General features: G+C 36.7%; 8 protein-coding genes. 3 read left to right on the forward strand and 5 right to left on the reverse strand.

Annotated features, from left to right (window positions below; translation table 11 throughout):
* The 5 genes from HMPREF9071_RS07935 to hemC form a co-directional block, all read right to left on the reverse strand.
* Positions 1-1,629 carry a hypothetical protein gene (locus HMPREF9071_RS07935; protein WP_009746094.1) on the reverse strand — a complete coding sequence of 543 codons (1,629 nt, stop codon included), beginning with the start codon at positions 1,627-1,629 and terminating at the stop codon, positions 1-3.
* A gap of 2 nt (positions 1,630-1,631) precedes the next feature.
* Complete coding sequence (locus HMPREF9071_RS07940) at positions 1,632-2,498, reverse strand: DUF58 domain-containing protein (RefSeq protein ID WP_009746095.1); 867 nt, start codon at positions 2,496-2,498, stop codon at positions 1,632-1,634.
* A 228-nt stretch (positions 2,499-2,726) separates the two neighbouring features.
* Positions 2,727-3,914: a phosphoglycerate kinase gene (gene pgk, locus HMPREF9071_RS07945; RefSeq protein ID WP_009746096.1), complete on the reverse strand. Its 1,188-nt coding sequence runs from the start codon at positions 3,912-3,914 to the stop codon at positions 2,727-2,729.
* A gap of 127 nt (positions 3,915-4,041) precedes the next feature.
* The gene (locus HMPREF9071_RS07950; protein ID WP_009746097.1) at positions 4,042-7,587 is read right to left on the reverse strand and encodes an MMPL family transporter; all 3,546 of its coding nucleotides are present in this window, start codon (positions 7,585-7,587) and stop codon (positions 4,042-4,044) included.
* Positions 7,587-8,513 (reverse strand): hydroxymethylbilane synthase, encoded by a 927-nt coding sequence (gene hemC / locus HMPREF9071_RS07955; RefSeq protein ID WP_009746098.1) that lies wholly within the window; start codon positions 8,511-8,513, stop codon positions 7,587-7,589. The genes HMPREF9071_RS07950 and hemC overlap by 1 nt, the downstream gene beginning before the upstream one ends.
* A gap of 116 nt (positions 8,514-8,629) precedes the next feature.
* On the opposite strand from hemC, the gene HMPREF9071_RS07960 reads away from it, so the two are divergent.
* From HMPREF9071_RS07960 to HMPREF9071_RS07970, 3 genes are all read left to right on the forward strand, one after another.
* Positions 8,630-10,537 carry an ATP-dependent DNA helicase RecQ gene (locus HMPREF9071_RS07960; protein WP_009746099.1) on the forward strand — a complete coding sequence of 636 codons (1,908 nt, stop codon included), beginning with the start codon at positions 8,630-8,632 and terminating at the stop codon, positions 10,535-10,537.
* A gap of 152 nt (positions 10,538-10,689) precedes the next feature.
* Positions 10,690-14,052, forward strand: a complete 3,363-nt coding sequence (gene secA, locus HMPREF9071_RS07965) for a preprotein translocase subunit SecA (RefSeq protein WP_009746100.1) — start codon at positions 10,690-10,692, stop codon at positions 14,050-14,052.
* A gap of 273 nt (positions 14,053-14,325) precedes the next feature.
* On the forward strand, positions 14,326-19,776 hold the full coding sequence (locus tag HMPREF9071_RS07970) for an alpha-2-macroglobulin (protein WP_009746101.1): 5,451 nt from the start codon (positions 14,326-14,328) through the stop codon (positions 19,774-19,776).
* Positions 19,777-19,783: the final 7 nt, after the last annotated feature.

Below are 19,783 nucleotides of genomic sequence, written 5' to 3' on the forward strand. Positions count from 1 at the left end.
TTACTGAATACCTACAGTTGTCATTATCTTTTCCACTAACGAAGCTCCTAACGCTTTTTCATCCTCTGGATAGGTAAAAAGTATCATCTGCAGGTTTTCTCCTGTGATAAAAAAGAAACTTTGATAGCGCATTTTTCTTGTCTTTTGCGCTTTCTTTTCTGTAAAAGATCCAAATACTTTATGCCCTGCTACTCCTTGTGTAGCCGTGTAAGGTTCCTCTTTGATGAGAATATTCTCTCCATTAAAATGTTTCTCTAGTTCCACCTCTATCATCTTAAGCACCATCTCTTCTAAAGAATTCTCACTCTGTGATTTCTCTTGTTCATCGGCTTGTGTCTCTTGTTGTGCCCTTTCAATGGCAAGTTCTTTTATATAATCCTTTAAGCTATTGCTAATAAGCATTATAGAAAGTTCATCCTTAGGATTAATATAGACAAATTTATCTGCTTGATTAGTACTTTTCTCACGCTTGAGTACCTGGGGAGTGGTAATAGTTATTGCTGGATAACCATAGGAACTTGTATACCAATTCTCCATACTAATTTCTTTATTTTTTCCTACAGTGAAGGCATACCATGTACAGGCAATTAAGACAAGAAGTAGAACACTGGCTACAGAAGCAATTAAAAGATATCTTTTACGTCTTTTATTACGTTGATCCTCGGACAATTGCTTTTGATAGATATCCTGCAAATCTTCCTCTTGAGGAGTATCAGGAAGTCCTTCATTGGTCTTTACAACTATTGTTTCTATAGATTCTCTATCCTTCTCTGCCTCAAAATCTTCAGGTTGGGACTTAGCAAACTTCACCAAATCCGCCTTATGTAATACTGTTCTAAGTTCATTGATTACATCAGAGGAAAGATGTAACTTTCCAGCATCCAAGAATACTTGTAATTTGGTAAGAAGTTCGTCAGTAGTGCTCTCTGTTGCTGAGATATGTATTTCTTCTTCCAAATACTTTCGGACAATATCTGTAAGGACAGAATAATATTCCTTATGATTGGATTCTATGAGATAGCGAGAGTCCTTTAGATTCTTTAATTTCAACAAAGCCCTATCAAAGGGAGGTAATAAGGCTATCTCATCTTTTTCTTCCTTTCGCCTTTTTCTAAGAAAAAACCAATAAATACTAAAAATGATTCCTGAAATGACTACAACTCCCATCAACCAATACCAAAATAAAGATGCTTTCTTCCCTTTCTTTATTTCAATAGCTGGTTTTATATCATAAAGGGGTTGTTTGAGGGTATCTACAGCAACATTTTGTACTATAAAATGCAAAGAATCTGTTTGATATACCTGTTTATTAATATCTATATGTAAGGGAGGAAGGGTATAATGTCCTGAATCAAACTGGGTAAGGGCATATTCCTTTATCAAGCGAAATTTTTCTCTCTCCTTAAAAGTATCTATAGGAGCTTCCGTTACCATCTCAAAAGGAGCAAACTGATTAGCATCAGGAAAAGATACTCGTGCAGTAGAATCTGTTTCTACACTAATTTTATAGTGAATCTGTTCCCCTATTTTTATCTCATTACGATCTGGTGTAGCTGAAATATTCACTTGTTGTCCATAAAGACAAATAGGAAAAATAAAACAAAATAATAAACTAAACTTCATGTTCATAATCAGGCTCTATATTTGAAATATCCTAATAATTTTTTGGTATAACTCTCATCTGTACGACACTGAAGTACTCCAGCCCCTAAATGACGGAAAGTAGTTTCAAAATAAGAGACTTTCTGCTGATAATCCTTTGTATACCTGTCACGCACAGCTTTTGAAGTAGTATCTATATATGAGAGCTGTTCACTTTCGGCATCCTTAACTAAAATAACTCCTACATTAGGTAAGCTTGTTTCCCGCTGATCATAGAGGCGTATTCCTGTAAGGTCATGCTTACGAGCTGCTATTTGCAAAGGTTTTTGGTAATCTTCGCCTATAAAATCTGAGAGCAAAAAAGCAATTGTTTTTTTCTTCATCACCTTATTAAGAAATTCTAAAGCATGGGCGATATTAGTACGTTTACTTTGAGGTTGGAATTCAATAAGTTCACGTATAATGCGCAAGATATGTGATTTGCCTTTTTTAGGAGGAATATAAAGTTCTATCTGATCGGAGAAGAGGATAAGTCCCGTTTTATCATTGTTTTGCAAAGCGGCAAAAGCCAGAGTAGCTGCAATTTCCGTAATAATCTCATTTTTGAACTGCTGCAAAGAACCAAAAAATTCACTCCCACTAACATCTACTAAGAGCATCAAGGTCAGTTCACGCTCCTCTTCAAATACTTTTACAAAGGTCTCATTATAGCGAGCCGTTACATTCCAATCAATATTACGAATATCATCTCCATATTGGTATGGACGCACCTCACTGAAGGTCATTCCACGTCCTTTAAAAGCAGAATGATACTCTCCACCAAAAATATTATCACTTAATTTTTTGGTCTTAATCTCTATTTTCCTTACTTTTTTTAATATCTCTTTTGTATCCATCAATTTAATGAATAGTGAATAGTGAACAGTAACTGCCCATTATTATTGTTTCAAATATCATGCAAAACTACAATACTTTTTCTAAAAGTTTTTCTAAAACGAAATCTTTTTTTATGAAAAACGAAAAATTATCATTCAATTAAGAATTTCAATTTTTTTTTATAATTTTTTTATATAAAAATAAGAGGCTATCTTTTTCAGACAGCCTCTTTTAAATTTCATATTTTTTTACTCATTAATAGCCCTGATCCCTGGAAGTATTTTTCCTTCCAAACTCTCAAGCATAGCTCCTCCTCCAGTGGATACATAGCTTACTTTATTTTCAAAACCAAACTGCTTTACAGCAGCCACTGAGTCCCCTCCACCTACTAAGGAGAAAGCTCCTTTAGCAGTAGCTTCTGCTACATATTCTCCCACAGCAATAGTCCCTTTGGCAAAACGAGGCATCTCAAATACTCCTACAGGTCCATTCCATAGAATAGTTCTAGAAGCAAGGATTACTTTCTTAAAATTCTCTAAAGATTTTTCTCCTGCATCCAAGCCTTGCCAGCCATTAGGAATCTGGTCAATAGCTACCACTTGTGTAGAGGCATTATTATTAAAATCATTAGCAGCAACCACATCTACAGGTAAGTGCACTTGTACTCCTTTTTCCTTAGCTTTCTTAAGAATATCCAAAGCCAAATCCAACTTATCATCTTCACAAATAGAGTTTCCTATCTGACCACCTTGCGCTTTGATAAAGGTAAAAGCCATTCCACCTCCAATAATAAGATGGTCTATCTTGTCCAAAATATTCTCTATGATAGTAATTTTTGAGGATACTTTAGAACCTCCCAAAATAGCTGTTACAGGTCTCTCGCCTGTTTTCATTACCTTTTCTATACTTTCAATTTCCTTAGCAAGGAGATACCCAAAATACTTATCCTTAGGAAAAAATTTTGCCAAAACAGTAGTAGAAGCATGGGCACGGTGTGCGGTGCCAAAAGCATCATTCACGTACACATCACCAAGCTTAGCAAGCTTAGCAGCAAATGCCTCATCTCCTTTTTCTTCTTCGGGATGAAAACGTACATTCTCAAGGAGGAGTACCTGACCTGCAGGTAAGTTTTTAGCCGTATTCTCCGCTACTTCACCTATACAATCCGGGCAAAAATGGGTAGGTACACCAAGTACTTCACCTATTTGTTTTACCAAATGAGCAAAAGAATACTTATCATCCTTCCCTTTAGGACGTCCAAAGTGTGAAAGAAGAATAGCACTTCCCCCATCGTTCACAATTTTTAAGATAGTAGGCTTAGCTGCCTCAATACGTGTGGTATCTGTGATTTCATATTGCTCATTCACAGGAACATTGAAATCCACACGTACCAATACTCTCTTGCCTTTGCAAGAAATATCATTAATGGTCTTCATATATGGTAATAATTTAATCCTAATTTATATTTTAAATTCGTGCAAATATAGGTTTTTTTCTTGTAATATATAGCGGTTTTCACAAAAACTTTTTCTTAATTTGTATATAGTATGCATATAGTTTGCATTAGTCAGTCGCCCTTTTTCTTGCTTGCACTTTCCCTTCCCTTGTATCCACCATCCATTCATACATAATCCCTTCAGGAAGTTCCTTATAGTACCTTATTTTACGGATATGGGTAAGATAGGACTGTTGGGCAATAGCACGCTTATGATCATCGGTTATAAGAGTAATAAAAGTACGTTCAGGATAGGTTAGAAGGAGTAAGAAATCTGCTTGACCGTAGTCATCTGCCCAATGAAGGACAGTGGCTTTTTCAGGTAAAGAAAGGGAAAGAGCATGGTACTGCTTTTTACGCTTTTGGAAGTCAGTACGAACAGCATGCACTATGTAAGGTTCCTTATACAAGTAACTTAGAAAAAGTTTTTTCTTAAGGTAGTCCTCCCCTTCTATACGTTGGCGCATCAGGGCGAACTGCTCACGGAAGTATTTACCTATAAGCTTGGCACGCTCCCGGTGGGTTATTCCAAAACGTGGGTCATTAGGAGCTATCTGCTCGGCAGCCAGTACAGTGATACTCCCGTCGTAAATAGCAAAGTCTCCCTTAGGCTGTACTTCTGAATTACCATGTATATATATTAGAGTTAGGGGCTTTTGAAATTCCTCAGCCAACAGAAAAGCTCCCTTATGGAAACGGTGGATAACATTACTCTCCGAGCGTTTGCCTTCTGGGAATATCATGGCAGAATAACCATCTTCAAAGTTCTTTCTGAAAATATCTACCCCTTTTTCTATCCCCTTAGAAGCAGGATAGAAATTCATTGCTTGTACATATCTTCCAAATACTGCAGAATGATATACCCAATCATTAACCATATAACTCACACGTGGAGTAAGCATTCCTATAGCAAGCGTATCAAGCCATGAACTATGATTGGCTATCAATACAGAAGGATAAGAAAAATCAATAGACAAAGGATTCTCCACTCTCTTTCGTACAAAAGGATTGGAGTACAGTACAGAAGTAGTAAATTTCGCTGCTAAGTAGCGAAGCCATAGGGTTTTCCCTTTGGGTAAAAGTTTCAATAAAAGCCAACCCAAATTAGAAAAAAGTACCGAAAATACCACATAGTAAAGTATGGATATGAAACTATTCAAGAATATACGTAAAGAGATAGGAGATAATCCTCGCTGGGGTCGCCTAAAAATAAAAAACTTAAAAAGAGAGGGGTAAAAGACAAAAGTAATCATTAAAGCAGAAAATATCCCAATGAGTGATACTGAGGCAATAGATTTCAAAGCTGGATGCTTAGCAAAAATTAGCGTACCAATAGCCAAGAAGGTAGTAATGGAAGCAAGTAGCACAGAGACCTTATATACAGGAAGCTCATCCTTACCTGTGGAATAGTCTTTCTGCAAGGCGCAAGTCATAAAAATACTAAAATCCACTGAATGTCCCAGTACTAAAGTACAGACAATCATACTAAATACATTGAACTCCATTCCAAAGAGATTCATCAGGGCAGTAGTAACTACTCCTGTAAGAGCAATAGGAATAAGGGTGAGCAGAACAAGCTCTATCCGGCGGAAAAAAAGTAACAGAATAAAGAAAATTGCAAAAGAAGCATAGAAAGCCAATGCTAATATATCATCCTTAAGTTTACCTAAGAAAGTTTCACTAATATTCTTACGATCTATCACTATTGCAGGAGTCTTCTTCTCTATTTGCTGGATAAAAGCTTCTCGTTGTCCTTGAGTAAGTTTAACCAAATTAGCAATTGTATAGAATCCATTCTTCTCAGTAATAAAATCTTTAATAGGGATGGAGGTAAGATCTTCGTATGTTGTAAGATGGGTAATAAGTTCTTTAGGTTGTTCCAAATAAGCAAAGAAAGGTGCATACATAGAAGGTTTAAAACCTACTTTCTGAGCAGAAATCATCAGTGCTTGTTTCACTTGAGTGATTCTTCGGTTATTCCAAAAGGTTTTCCAATATACCAGACGCTTTTTTTGTTCACTCTCTGGAAGGACAATATTTCCTAAGGAAGAAAATTGCTTAAGTTTACCTTCTCTTTGTAATTGTTCTAAAGAGTGGTAAAGGTGGAAATTCTGTTCAAGAACTTCATTCAAGGAGTTACCATAAGCAGCCGTATAAAGGGATTTGTATTTGTTATCCGTAAGGGTTTCTATCTTATGTTGAGTCTTGGCATAACGCTCATTAAGATAGTTAATAGAAGTTATATCACCATTGAAGCGTACTTGTTTAAAAGCAAAAAAACTCACTATAATAAGGAATAAGCAACTTCCTACTATCCATTTATTCTGATGAAAAGGATAAGCTCCTACCCTATCAAGAAAAGTTTTTCGTATTTCTATATCTCGGTTTTTTCTATAAAAATGAGGAATCATCAATAAGGAAAGTAATGCCGAGACCATAATCCCTATACAGGCAAAAAAACCTAAATCACGCATTACCTCTGAATGAACAAAAAGCAAACACAAAAAGGAGATTGCCGTAGTAATACTACTTAAAAGAATGGGAACAGTAACCGAACGATAGAGCTCTTGAGTATCCTGTGTCGCCTTATAGTGAGTAAGAATATGTAAGGAATAGTCTATCGTAACTCCTAAAAGCACTGCTCCTAAACTAATGGAAATGGCTGAGATATGTCCCTTTAGCATATAGAGAAAAGCTAAAGCAGAAAGTACTCCAAAGAGCGAAGGAACAAAAGCTATTAAAGGGATTGTAATACTCCGATAAAAGAAAGCCAACAGCACATACAAAGCAAAAAGAGAGACAAGTACAGTGGTAAGAATATCAGTCTTAATCTGGGAAGCGTTGCTCACTGAAATAAAAGGAGCCCCAAAGAATTCACAAGAAGCCTTCCCTATATATTGCTGGTTAAGTTGTACTTGGAGTCTCTCCAATTCCTGCACAAAAGCAGTATTATGCTCAGTATCATTCCCTTCATATACAGGATTAAGAAAGAAAAGAATATTCTTATGGTCAGCGGTAGTAAGATAGCCATCAAAAAGGGTAAGGTCAGTACCTATATTAAGATATTGAAGTTTCCCTAAACCTTTGAATGTAAGTGAAAAAGGATCTTTTCGGATAAACTTTTGAGTAACCATTCCTGCTGGAGTAAGCATCATACGGTAGTGAGCTTGTACTAAGGCTTCTAAGCTATCAGGTTGCATTTTCTGCTCCAGAACTTGATAATCCGTTTCTTCCAGAAATAAGGGTAAATGCTCATTGACAAATACCCAAGTTTGATCTATCTCTTCTTCAGAGATAATACCCTGAATATCCGTAAAGTACTGAGGAAATTTTCGTCTGAGATTATCACAAAGAGTATCAGTAAGTTCCTGAATGTCAGCAAAGGAGCCTTCTGTTTCTTCACTTACAATCACCGAAATCTTATCCGCAAAATTCAGTTGCTTAAGTACTTTAGCTGTGAGAGAGGTTTTCTCATTCTGTGGGAGAACCTTAGTGATATCTTCTTCAAAACGCAAGTGTACAACTCCCCACAAAGCAATCCCCGCCCAAAGTAAGAGCAATAAAATGGAGAAAAACTTATGTCTGGAAACAAGATTAAATATTTTTACAAGCATTACTTTTGAATATTCATTACTTTTCGTATTTCTTGCATGAGGTCAGCTCCTCCTTTCAATAATATTTCATCAGCACAAGCCTCAGGGAAATTTTCTATATCATCTAAAGAAATCGTTTTTTTAACTTCTATAGCATGCTTTCCATCTAGGGAAAAAAGATTCCCCACGAAAGAAATCGTTTTTCCGTCAAGGGTTGCCTTTGCTCCAATAGGAGCCGTACAACCTCCTTCCAATCTTTTCAGAAAGCGACGCTCTATATTGGTTTCTATATCTGTTGGCTGATCATTAATAAGGGCAAGTGCTTCTTTAGTATAAGTATCTTCAGCTTTTGAGACAACCATAATAGCTCCCTGTGCAGGAGCTGGAGTCATCCAGTCCAGAGGGAAAGCATTCACCTCCTTCTTATCCAAACGTTCCAAAGCAGCAGCTGCAAAGATAGCCCCTTGCCAAGGACTTTTATGTAACTTCTCCAATCGTGTATTGATATTACCCCTGAGATTCTCTACCAAGTGAGTAGGAAAACGACGTAACCATTGGGCTTTTCGGCGCAAACTTCCTGTAGCTATGGTAGCATGAGTATGGGAGAGAAAGTCCAGATTCTCCTTGTACACCAGTACATCTTGTACATTGGCACGCTTAAGTATTGCTCCTTTTATAATTCCTTTAGGAAGAGTGGTAGGTACATCTTTCATGCTGTGTACTGCTATATCTATAACACCTTGTAGCATAGCCACATCAAGAACCTTGGTAAATACTCCTGTAATCCCCATTGTATATAAGGGAATGTCCAAAGTAAGGTCTCCTTGAGATTTCACCGGAACCAATGTAGTGGGATAGCCCAATGCTTCTAAAAGAGATTGTACTTTTCTTGCCTGCCAAAGAGCAAGCTCACTATCACGAGTACCTATGCGGAGCGTCTTTTTCATTTTTTCTTAATAATCGCCAAAGGTATTACTTTTTATTGACTTATACAAATAAACCGTTAATCATTAACAAATTAATCATTAATTTTGTATCTTTGCCATTTCTAATACTTTAAACTATGCATCCATTCGCCTTGGAAATTCTTAAGAAATACTGGGGATATGAGCAGTTTCGTACTACACAGGAGCCCATAGTAATGTCTATTCTTGAAGGAAAAGATATCTTAGCTATGCTCCCTACAGGAGGGGGAAAATCACTCTGTTTTCAAGTACCTGCAATGATGAAAGAAGGGGTATGCTTAGTGATTTCTCCCCTTATTTCTCTGATGGAAGATCAAGTAAGAAGCCTTACAGATAGAGGTATTCCGGCTTTAGCCCTTACAGGAAGTATTCCTTACTATGAAATGGAACGACTGATGAACAATGTACAGAACAATGCTTATAAGTTTCTCTATATGGCTCCTGAGCGTCTTGATAATGAAGAAGTAGAATTCCAATTAAAAGCCTCTCCTATCAATTATATAGTGATTGATGAAGCCCATTGTATCTCTCACTGGGGGAAGGACTTTCGCCCTGCTTACTTAAGGTGTAGAAAACTAAGAGACTGGTTTCCTTCCTTACCTATCATAGCCCTTACCGCTACAGCTACTGAAAAGGTACAAATGGATATTTTAGAAAACTTACAAATTCCTAAAGCAACTGTACTGAAAAGTAGCCTTATCCGTACCAATTTAGCCTATATGATTTACAAAATAGATAATAAATGGAGCCGATTAGAACGTATCCTACTGAAAAACAAAGAAAGTAGTATCATCTATGTAAGGAACCGAAGACTAAGCGAGGAATTAGCACAGCACCTCTGTGAAGAAGGATTCTCTGCCACTAGCTTCCACGGAGGGCTTTCATCAGAAGAAAAAAGCAAACGATTAGGTATGTGGAGGTTAGATGATGTACAAGTTATGGTAGCTACCAATGCCTTTGGTATGGGAATTGATAAGCCCAATGTACGCACTGTCATTCACTGGGATTTACCCAATTCTTTAGAAGATTATTTCCAAGAAGCAGGACGGGCTGGTAGAGATCATCAAAAGGCTTTTGCAATTATCCTATACAATGATAGTGATGTTAGAAAGCTTTTAGTAGATACACAAAGAAGTCAGGTATCTGTTCCTTTTCTCAAAGAACTATACCCAAAACTTTGTAGTTACTTTCAAATAGTCTTGGGAGAAGGAGAAGGAACTACACATATCTTCAACTTAGCCGATTTTGCAATAAAAACACAATTAGATGCCCTAAAAATCTATCAAGGATTAGAAGTATTAGACCGTAATAGTGTACTCTCCTTAAGTCAAGCTTTTTTCAGAAAAGCAACTGTACAAATTCTCCTCTCAAGCCGAGAAGTCATCAACTATTTAGAGAGAAATCCTCAAGAAAAAGAACTCCTATTCTTCCTTATGCGAAAATATTCAGGTATTCATGAGCAAACCATCTCTTTTAGAGTAGAGAAAATCGCTATCAACTTACATACAACCGCCTTGCAGATACAGAAGAAGTTAGAGAAACTTAAAAATGACAGTGTAATAGCCTACAAAAGTGAAAATACTGATGCCGAAATCACTTTCCTTATGCCACGTGATGATGACAGAACCATTAACTATATCTCCCCTCAAATCAAATGGTATAATCAGCACAAAATAGATCAATGTAATGACGTATTAAAATATATTGGGCAAGACGAAAAATGTAATCAACGCTTCCTTTTGGAATATTTTGGAGAACAAACAAAAGAAAATTGTGGCATCTGCTCTCATTGCATAGAAAACAAACAAGAAAAACTTACCAAAGAGCATATAAGAACCATCTCTGAAGAAATTCTAAAACTCATTGCCCATCACCCTATGTCCTCTCAGGAAATCTGCCTTATCTCTCCTTATCATGAATGGGAGATTTTACATGTATTAACTCTTTTATTAAATGAAGAAAAAATAAGTGTTCTACCTACCAATCAGTATATTACAAAAGAATAGAGAACATTACATTCTTCAAACAAAGTAGTAACTGAAAAAATGTCAGTCTTTAACTTTATTTGAAAAAGAATTTTTGTACTTTTGTCAGCCAAAATAACTGTGGTATATTTTTTGATTAAATTGTTTGTTTTCTAAATTAATAAATACATTTTATGAGTTTTATAAGTTCATTAATAAAAATCTTTGTCGGTGATAAAGCCAAGAAAGATATGAAAGAGATTGCGCCATTGGTGGAACAAATCAATGCCCATCAAGCACAATACAAATCATTAAGTAATGATCAGTTACGGGCTAAAACCACAGAGTTCAAAGAACGCATTGCTAATGCTCGAAAAGAATATGAAGAGAAAATACAATCTCTTAAAGAACAAGCTGATAGCACTGAAGATATTGACCAAAAAGAAGATTTTTATACTGAAATAGATAAATTAAATGATGAGGCATACAAAGCTGGAGAGAAAGTCCTTAATGACATTCTCCCAGAGGCTTTTGCTGTCATGAAAGAAACAGCTCAGCGCTTCGTGGACAACCCCACCCTTGAAGTAACAGCTTCTCCTTATGATAGGGAGTTGGCTTCTATGAAGGATTACGTGACTATTGAGGGAGAAAAAGCTCTGTGGAAGAACTCTTGGGATGCTGCTGGAAAACCTATCACTTGGGATATGGTACACTATGATGTGCAACTTATCGGTGGGATTGCCTTGCACCAAGGAAAAATCGCTGAAATGCAAACAGGGGAGGGTAAGACCCTCGTGGCTACTTTGCCTCTTTATCTTAATGCTCTTACAGGAAATGGAGTGCATTTAGTAACCGTAAATGATTACTTGGCTCGCCGTGATAGCGCTTGGATGGCTCCTTTATTTCAGTTTCATGGACTTAAAGTAGAATGTATTGATAATTATCAACCTAACTCTTTAGGACGTAGAATGGCTTACGCTGCTGATATTACCTACGGTACTAATAACGAATTTGGTTTTGATTACCTTCGTGACAATATGGCACATACTCCTGATGAGTTAGTACAACGCCCTCATAACTATGCTATTGTGGATGAGGTGGACTCTGTCCTTATTGATGATGCTCGTACTCCACTTATCATATCAGGTCCTATGCCTCGTGGCGAGTTTCATGAATTTGATGTGTTTAAGCCTGCTGTAGAAGCCTTAGTGGAAAAACAACGCAAGCACCTAACTAACGTATTAGCAGAAGCTAAAAAGCTTATTGCTGAAGGTAATACCAAAGAAGGAGGGGTACTCTTGCTCCGTGTACATCGTGGACTCCCTAAGAATAAGGCTCTTATCAAATTCCTTAGTGAAGAAGGAATGAAACAGCTCCTCCAAAAAACGGAAAACTACTACATGCAAGATAATAACCGAGAAATGCCTAAAATAGATCAGGACCTTCTCTTTGTTATCAATGAAAAAAATAATCAAATAGAGCTTACTGATAAGGGGATCAATGAAATGTCGCAAGGGGAAGATAAAAACTTCTTCGTAATGCCCGATATCGGTGCTGAAATTGCTAATATTGAAAAACAACATCTGCCCAAGGAAGAAGAAAATGCATTGAAGGACAAACTCTACCAAGAGTTTGGAGAAAAAAGTGAGCGTATACATACAGTAAATCAGCTACTCAAAGCTTACACTTTGTTTGAAAAAGACATTGAATATGTAGTTATTGATAATAAAGTCCTTATCGTAGATGAGCAAACAGGACGTATTATGGATGGACGTCGTTACTCTGATGGTTTACACCAAGCCATTGAAGCTAAGGAAAATGTACAAGTAGAAGCAGCTACACAAACTTATGCAACCATCACTCTACAGAACTATTTCCGTATGTATCGTAAGTTAGCTGGGATGACAGGTACGGCGACGACAGAGGCAGGTGAGTTCTGGGAAATCTATAAGTTAGACGTGATGGAGATTCCTACTAACCGCCCCATTGCCCGTAATGACCAAAATGATCAAATCTATAGAACCAAACGTGAAAAATACAACGCTGTCATTGAGGAGGTTGTAAGCCTCTCTCAGGCAGGACGTCCTGTACTAATTGGGACTACCTCAGTGGAGGTATCTGAACTCTTAAGCCGTATGCTTAAGCTACGTAACATTCCACATAATGTATTGAATGCCAAGCTCCATAAAAAAGAAGCTGAGATTATTGCAGAAGCCGGTAAGAAGGGAGTAGTAACTATCGCCACCAACATGGCAGGTCGTGGTACGGATATTAAGCTTACCGATGAGGTAAAAGAAGCCGGAGGATTAGCTATTATTGGTACTGAAAGGCATGATTCTCGACGTGTGGATAGGCAGCTTCGTGGTCGTTCTGGTCGTCAAGGAGACCCAGGTAGCTCCAAGTTCTTTGTTTCCTTCGAGGATAATCTTATGCGCCTCTACGGAATGGAACGTGCTATCAAATTTCTTGACCGCTTAGGACAAGGACTTAAAGAAGGAGAAGTACTAGAACATCCCGTTATTACACGAAATGTAGAAAGAGCACAAAAGAAAGTAGAGGAAAATAACTTTGGAATACGTAAGCGTTTGCTTGAGTACGATGATGTAATGAATGCGCAGCGTGAGGTGATCTACAAGCGCCGTCGTCACGCCCTTTATGGGGAACGCTTACAGGTGGATATTGCCAATATTATCTATGATACTTGCGAAACTATAATAGAAAGTAACAAACCAGGTAATGATTATAAGAACTTTGAGTATGAATATTTTAAATACTTTGGAACTGAACCAAGTATTTCTGAGGATGATTTCCACAGAAAGTCTCTCAAGGATCTTATCAAAATACTCTACCCACAGTTGCTCTCTCTATACAAAGAACGTAGCGAGCGCAATGCCGCTATTGCATACCCTGTTATTAAGAACGTATATGAGGACAAAAGTAATCAGTTTGAACGTATTGTCATTCCTTTCTCTGATGGACAAAAAGGTCTTAATATTACCACCGACCTCAAAGAAGCTTATGAGACAGAAGGCAAACAAATTATTGTGGACTTTGAGAAGAATATCTCCCTTGCTATCATAGATGATGCATGGAAAACTCACCTCAGACAGATGGATGAACTCAAACAATCTGTCCAGTTGGCTACTCATGAGCAAAAAGATCCTTTACTTATCTTCAAATTTGAAGCATATAACTTGTTCAAAAGTATGGTAGATAAAGTAAATAAGGAGATTGTAGCCTTCCTATTCCATGCACAACTACCTACCCCTGAGAACTCCGTACAGGAAGCTCATGAAGTAAGACGTGCTCCTGAACATCTGCAAACCTCTAAGGAAGAGATCCTTAATTCTGATGAACTGGCACAAAGAAATAGAGAAGCCGGAGAACATGCTTCTCCTGCCCCACAAGTAACTGAACCTATCATCCGTAGCCAACCTAAAATAGGACGAAATGATAAGGTTACTATTCAAAATATCCTAAATGGAGAAACTAAAGAAATGAAATACAAACAAGCTCTTCCTCTCTTAGAGAAAGGAGAATGGGTAATCAAACGATAGTTTAACACAGTTTTTTCATAACAAAGAAGTAATCCTAAAAAGGATTACTTCTTTGTTATTAATATTATTCATAATCAATAATTTATACAGTATTTAAAGTCATTCTTTCTAAATTGACTCCAAAAGGGAATTATAATAAGAAAATATTTCTATAATTATTTTGGAAAAATATTTGGATAATTAAATTTTTATATATAAATTTGCGCTGTAATTGGACTCCTGTATTATTAGGTCAAGTACAATTCTTATTTACTTAAATAAATATAAAAAATTATGAAGAAACTCTCCTTCCTCTTTATCTTTCTATTACTATTGGCTTCTTGTGGAAAGAATGCGAGCCAAAAAGATAGTGATCCTTCTCTTTTCAGAGAATATATTACTGGCTTCAGTTCTGGAATTATTTCTGCTGATAGCCCTATTGAAATTGTCCTCACAGAATCTTTAAGTGAAGAGAAAATTCAAAATATAGACATAGATAAGCTTTTCGAACTTTCTCCTAAAGTAGAAGGTAAAGTAATTATTGATGGAAATCTTATAAAATTCAAACCTAATGAAGCTTTACCTCACAATCAAGAATATTTTGTTACCTTCCACCTAAAAGAACTTTTCAAAGTAAAAAAGAACTTAGAAAAGTTTTTCTTTCATGTACGTACTCAGAGCCTACAATTTGAGGTAAATATTCAGGATTTACAATCCTATGATCAAAATTACTATTTTCTCAATGCAAATATAGAAGCAAGTGATAATCTATCTCCTGATATAATTCCTAATATAATAAGCGCTTCTATTGATGGGAAAAAATTAACGGTTAAAGCTTTAGCTAAAGATAAATCCACCCAAATTCCTATTATTATTGATAGTATTCCCACTCCCAGTACAGAGACCCAAACTCTTAAAGTACAATGGGATGGAAGTTCTTATGATATAGAAAGCAGTGGAGAAAGTTCCCTTAATATTCCTCCTAATAATGCTTTTGGAGTAGTACAACTTTTGCTAAATGAAGGAGAAAATAATTCTTTTAACATTGACTTCTCTGCTCCTTTAGAAAAAAACCAAGATTTTCGTGGATTGGTTGCTGTAGAAGGGTATGAAGGAGATTTTAAGTTTTCTACCTCTGGCAATACCCTAAAAGTATATGCTGATACTAATTTCGAAAATGAAGTAAAAATAAATGTATTTCAGGGTATTAGAAGCCAATATGGAGAAAGAATGAAATATGATTTCTCTGGGAAACTAACCTTTGACCCTATCAAACCACAAGTGCGCCTAGTACGTAATGGTATTATCCTCCCTAGTTCTCAAAACCTAAAAGTTAATTTTCAAACTATTAATCTGAAGGCTATAGAAATTAGTGTTCTACGTATTTATCAAAGTAATGTATTACAATTCCTCCAAGAGAATGACCTCAATGGAGCCTCTCGCTTAAGAAGAGTGGGAGCTACTATCGCCCGTAAGGTAATCCCTATTCGCTCTATCACCAAGAACTCCCTCTCCAAGTGGAGCACTCATGCATTGGACTTATCCAAACTTATAACTCCCGAGCCAGGAGCTATCTACCGAGTAAAGATAGACTTCAAAAAGGAATATGCCCTTAATTGTAATAATAGCAAAACTACTATCAAAGAAGAAGATCTTTTGATAGCTGATGAAGATGGAGATAATGACTACTATGATTATGATGACGACTATTACGATTATGATTGGGAAGAAAGAGATGACCCTTGTAAGGATAGCTACTATTATAACAAAGCTGTAGAAACAAATATCTTAGCTACTGATTTAGGAGTCATTGTCAAAAGAGGGCAAAACAATGATTATACTGTTATAGTTAACAATATCATCTCTACAGCTCCAGTAAGCGGGGTTAAAGTAGAACTCTATGATTTCCAACAACAAAAACTTTCAGAGGCTACTACTGACAGTGAAGGTAAAGCTACGGTAACTACCTCAAAACGTGCCTATTTTGTAGTTGCTCGCAAGGATAATAACACTACCTATGCTAAGGTGGATGATGGTTCTTCTCAATCTGTAAGTAACTATGAAGTGGGCGGTATGGAATTAGAGAAAGGACGTAATGGATACATCTATACCGAGCGTGGTGTATGGCGCCCTGGTGATAATATCTCTGTAGGCTTTATATTTAATGATTTCGCTAATAAGCTCCCTGAAAATTTACCTATTAAGCTAACTTTCTCAGATCCAAATGGAAAAGTTGTACAACAGTTAGTGAAAACTTCAACTCCTGATAATCACTATCTATTTACCTTAAAAACAAGTCCAGAAGCGATAACCGGCAACTGGTCTTGCCAAATTAAAGTAGGTACAACAACCTATAGCAAAACCATTAAGATAGAAACAATTAAGCCTAACCGACTTAAAATTAGCAATAGTCTGTCCGATAAGTTTATTTCCAATGATGGGCAAAATGCATCCCTACAAGTGAATTGGCTACAAGGAACCCCTGCCAATAATGTAAAAGTAGAAATTACAGGGAAATTATATCCTAAACCTAATCCTTTTAAAGGATATGAAAGCTATACTTTCAATAATACCTCTTTTTCTTCTTCCTCTGAGGAAATATCTGTATTTGATGGAAGAACTGATGAAAAGGGAGCTGCCTCTTTCTTTTTTCAACCTAAAAGGCTAGAAAATGCAACTCAAATGCTCAAGGTGAATTTCCTTACCAAAGCTAACGAACAGGGAGGTGATTTTAGTACTGATGTTACCTCAGCCACCTATTCACCTTTTTCAAGTTATGTAGGGATAAAGGCTCCTAATGATAATTATTATTATGAAACAGATAAGGTAACTAAGTTTCAAACCGTAATACTCTCTCAGAATGGAAAGCCTCTTGCCAATCATAGAATTAAGCTCTATGCCTACAAAATAGACAAAAACTGGTGGTGGGATGTTTCTGAATATAATATTTCTAGTTATAACTCCTCTGATTCTAGAACACCTGCTTTTACAACAGAAGTAACTACAGGACATGATGGAAAAGCCTCTTTTAATATACAAATTAAAAAATCTGAAGCTGGAAGGTATTTCTTCTTAGTAGAAGATATTGAAAGTGAACACGAAGCAGGTATTGATGCTCGTTTCTATTCTTGGGGAGAACCTTCAGAGAACACTGGTACTGAAGCTACTATGCTTATGATTGCAAGTGATAAGAAAGATTACAAAGTAGGAGAAAAAGCTACACTCTCTTTCCCTTCTGATGCTGGTGGACGTGCTCTTATCTCTGTGGAAAACGGAAGTAAAATTCTAAAAACCTATTGGGTAAATACCCAAAAAGGAAAAACAACTTATCAAGTGCCTATCACTGAGGATATGGCTCCAAATGTATACCTATATGTAACACTCTTGCAACCACATGCACAAACTAAGAATGATGCTCCTATTCGCCTATATGGAATAGCTCCTATTTCTGTATATAATCCCAAAACCAAGTTAGAGCCCGTGATAGAAATGCCCGGAGTACTTCGTCCTGAAAAACAAGTTACCATTAAGGTAAGTGAGAAAACAGGTAAGCCAATGACCTATTCATTAGCCATTGTTGAAGATGGGTTGCTTGACCTTACTCGGTTCAAAACCCCTAATGCTTGGAATACTTTCTTCGCTAAAACAGCCTTGGGAGTAAAAACGTGGGACATTTATAATGACGTTATTGGTGCTTTTGGAGGAACTATTAATCAAATATTCAGTATCGGAGGTGATGAAGATTTAGGAGGTGGTAAGGCTAAAAAAGCCAATCGCTTCAAACCTCTGACTATTGTACAAGGTCCTTTCACTCTTAACGGAGGAACAAAATCGCACCAGATTACATTACCTAACTATATTGGTTCTGCTCGTGTAATGGTCGTAGCTTCTGATGTGAAAAACAATGCCTTTGGTAGTGCTGAAAAAACAACCACAATTAAAAGTCCTATCATGGTCTTGGCATCGCTTCCAAGAAAAGCTGTTCCTGGAGAAAATATCACCCTCCCTGTTACCGTTTTTGCAAATGAAAAGCAAATAAAAAATGCTACTATACGAGTAAAAACTAATGAGAAGTTTGGTATAAATGGAGATACACAACAGCATATTTCCTTCACTGAACCTTCTGAGAAAATGGTTTATTTCAATTTAAAAGTTAAGGAAATAGGGATAGGTAAGATTACCGTTGAGGCAGTCTCTGGAGGAGAAAAATCTACTTATGAAGTAGAGATGGATGTATATAATCCTAATCCAAAAATATACCAAGTAAAAAATGTAATTATACAACCCAACTCCTCACAGAGCGTTAATTTTGAAGTGTTTGGAGAAAGAGGTACCAATGCTAGTGTGTTAGAGGTATCTTCTTTTCCAGGCGTGAACCTATCCCAACGTTTGAAATACTTGATAGAATACCCTCATGGTTGTGGAGAACAACTCACCTCTGGAGGATTCCCTCAATTGTATTTGTCTGATTTTGAAAATCTCTCTACTAAGCAACAATCAGAAGTACAGTATAATGTAAGTGCTACTATAAAGAAACTCTCTGAAAATCAATTACCAAATGGAGGTTTCTCCTATTGGCAAGGTTCTGATTATGCTGATGAATGGGTAACTTCCTACATTGGACAATTCTATATTGAAGCAGAAAAGAAAGGATTCTCTCTCCCTATAGGAAGTAAATCCAAATGGATTAATTATCAAAAAACGATGGCTCGTAATTGGGTATATAATGGTTCCTATTCTACATTCAATCAAGCTTATCGTCTCTATGTTTTGGCTCTAGCAAAAAGCCCAGATATGGCTTCTATGAACCGATTAAGAGAATCCTCTAATCTTTCCAACGAAGCACTCTCTCGCTTAGCAGCAGCTTATGCCATTGCAGGACAAAAGAATGTAGCCGAATCATTATTCCGAAAAGTAACGTTTGATAATTCCTCTGAAGACAGCTATTATGGGTATGGATCACCAATGCGCAATCAAGCTATGTCGCTTGAAACAGCATTATTATTAGGAAAATCACAAATTGCAGCAGAATTGGCACTAAAAATTTCTGACAAACTCTCCTCTAATGAATGGTTAAGTACACAAACTACTGCGTATGGACTCTATGCAATGGCTCTTTATGTGACTAAAAATAAAACCGGTAAGTCCTGGTCTGCCTCCTACAAAGAAGGAAAAGAAACAGGAACACTTACAAGTAGTTCTACAGGATTTGCTTCAAAAAATCTTTCTAATAACATCGGGAACCATCAAGTAAGTGTGCAGAACAAATCTGCAATAACACTCTATGTACGTGTAGTTAGTAGTGGAATTCTTCCTGTTGGAAAGGAATTAACCCAACAGAATGGCCTTTCCATAACCACCCGTTATAGTGATAGAAATGGGAATATCTCTATAGAGTCCTTACCTCAAGGGACTAGCTTTACCTGTACTATCTCAGCTACCAATACTACACAGAGTGCAGTCTCCAATGTGGCTCTTACACAGTTTATTCCTTCAGGTTGGGAAATTATTAATACACGTTTTACAGACTACGATTCCGATAATAGCAAATGGGATTATGCAGATATCCGTGATGATAGAGCCAATATCTATTTTGGGCTTAAAGCAGGGGAAACTAAAAGATTTACTCTTAAACTGAATGCCTCTTACAAAGGGCAATATTACTTGCCTGGTACTTTCGCTGAAGCGATGTATGATATCAAATATAATACACACAATGCCGGACAATGGATAAAAGTAGAATAGAACTCTA

The organism is Capnocytophaga sp. oral taxon 338 str. F0234, from assembly GCF_000192225.1.
Taxonomy (GTDB): Bacteria; Bacteroidota; Bacteroidia; order Flavobacteriales; family Flavobacteriaceae; genus Capnocytophaga.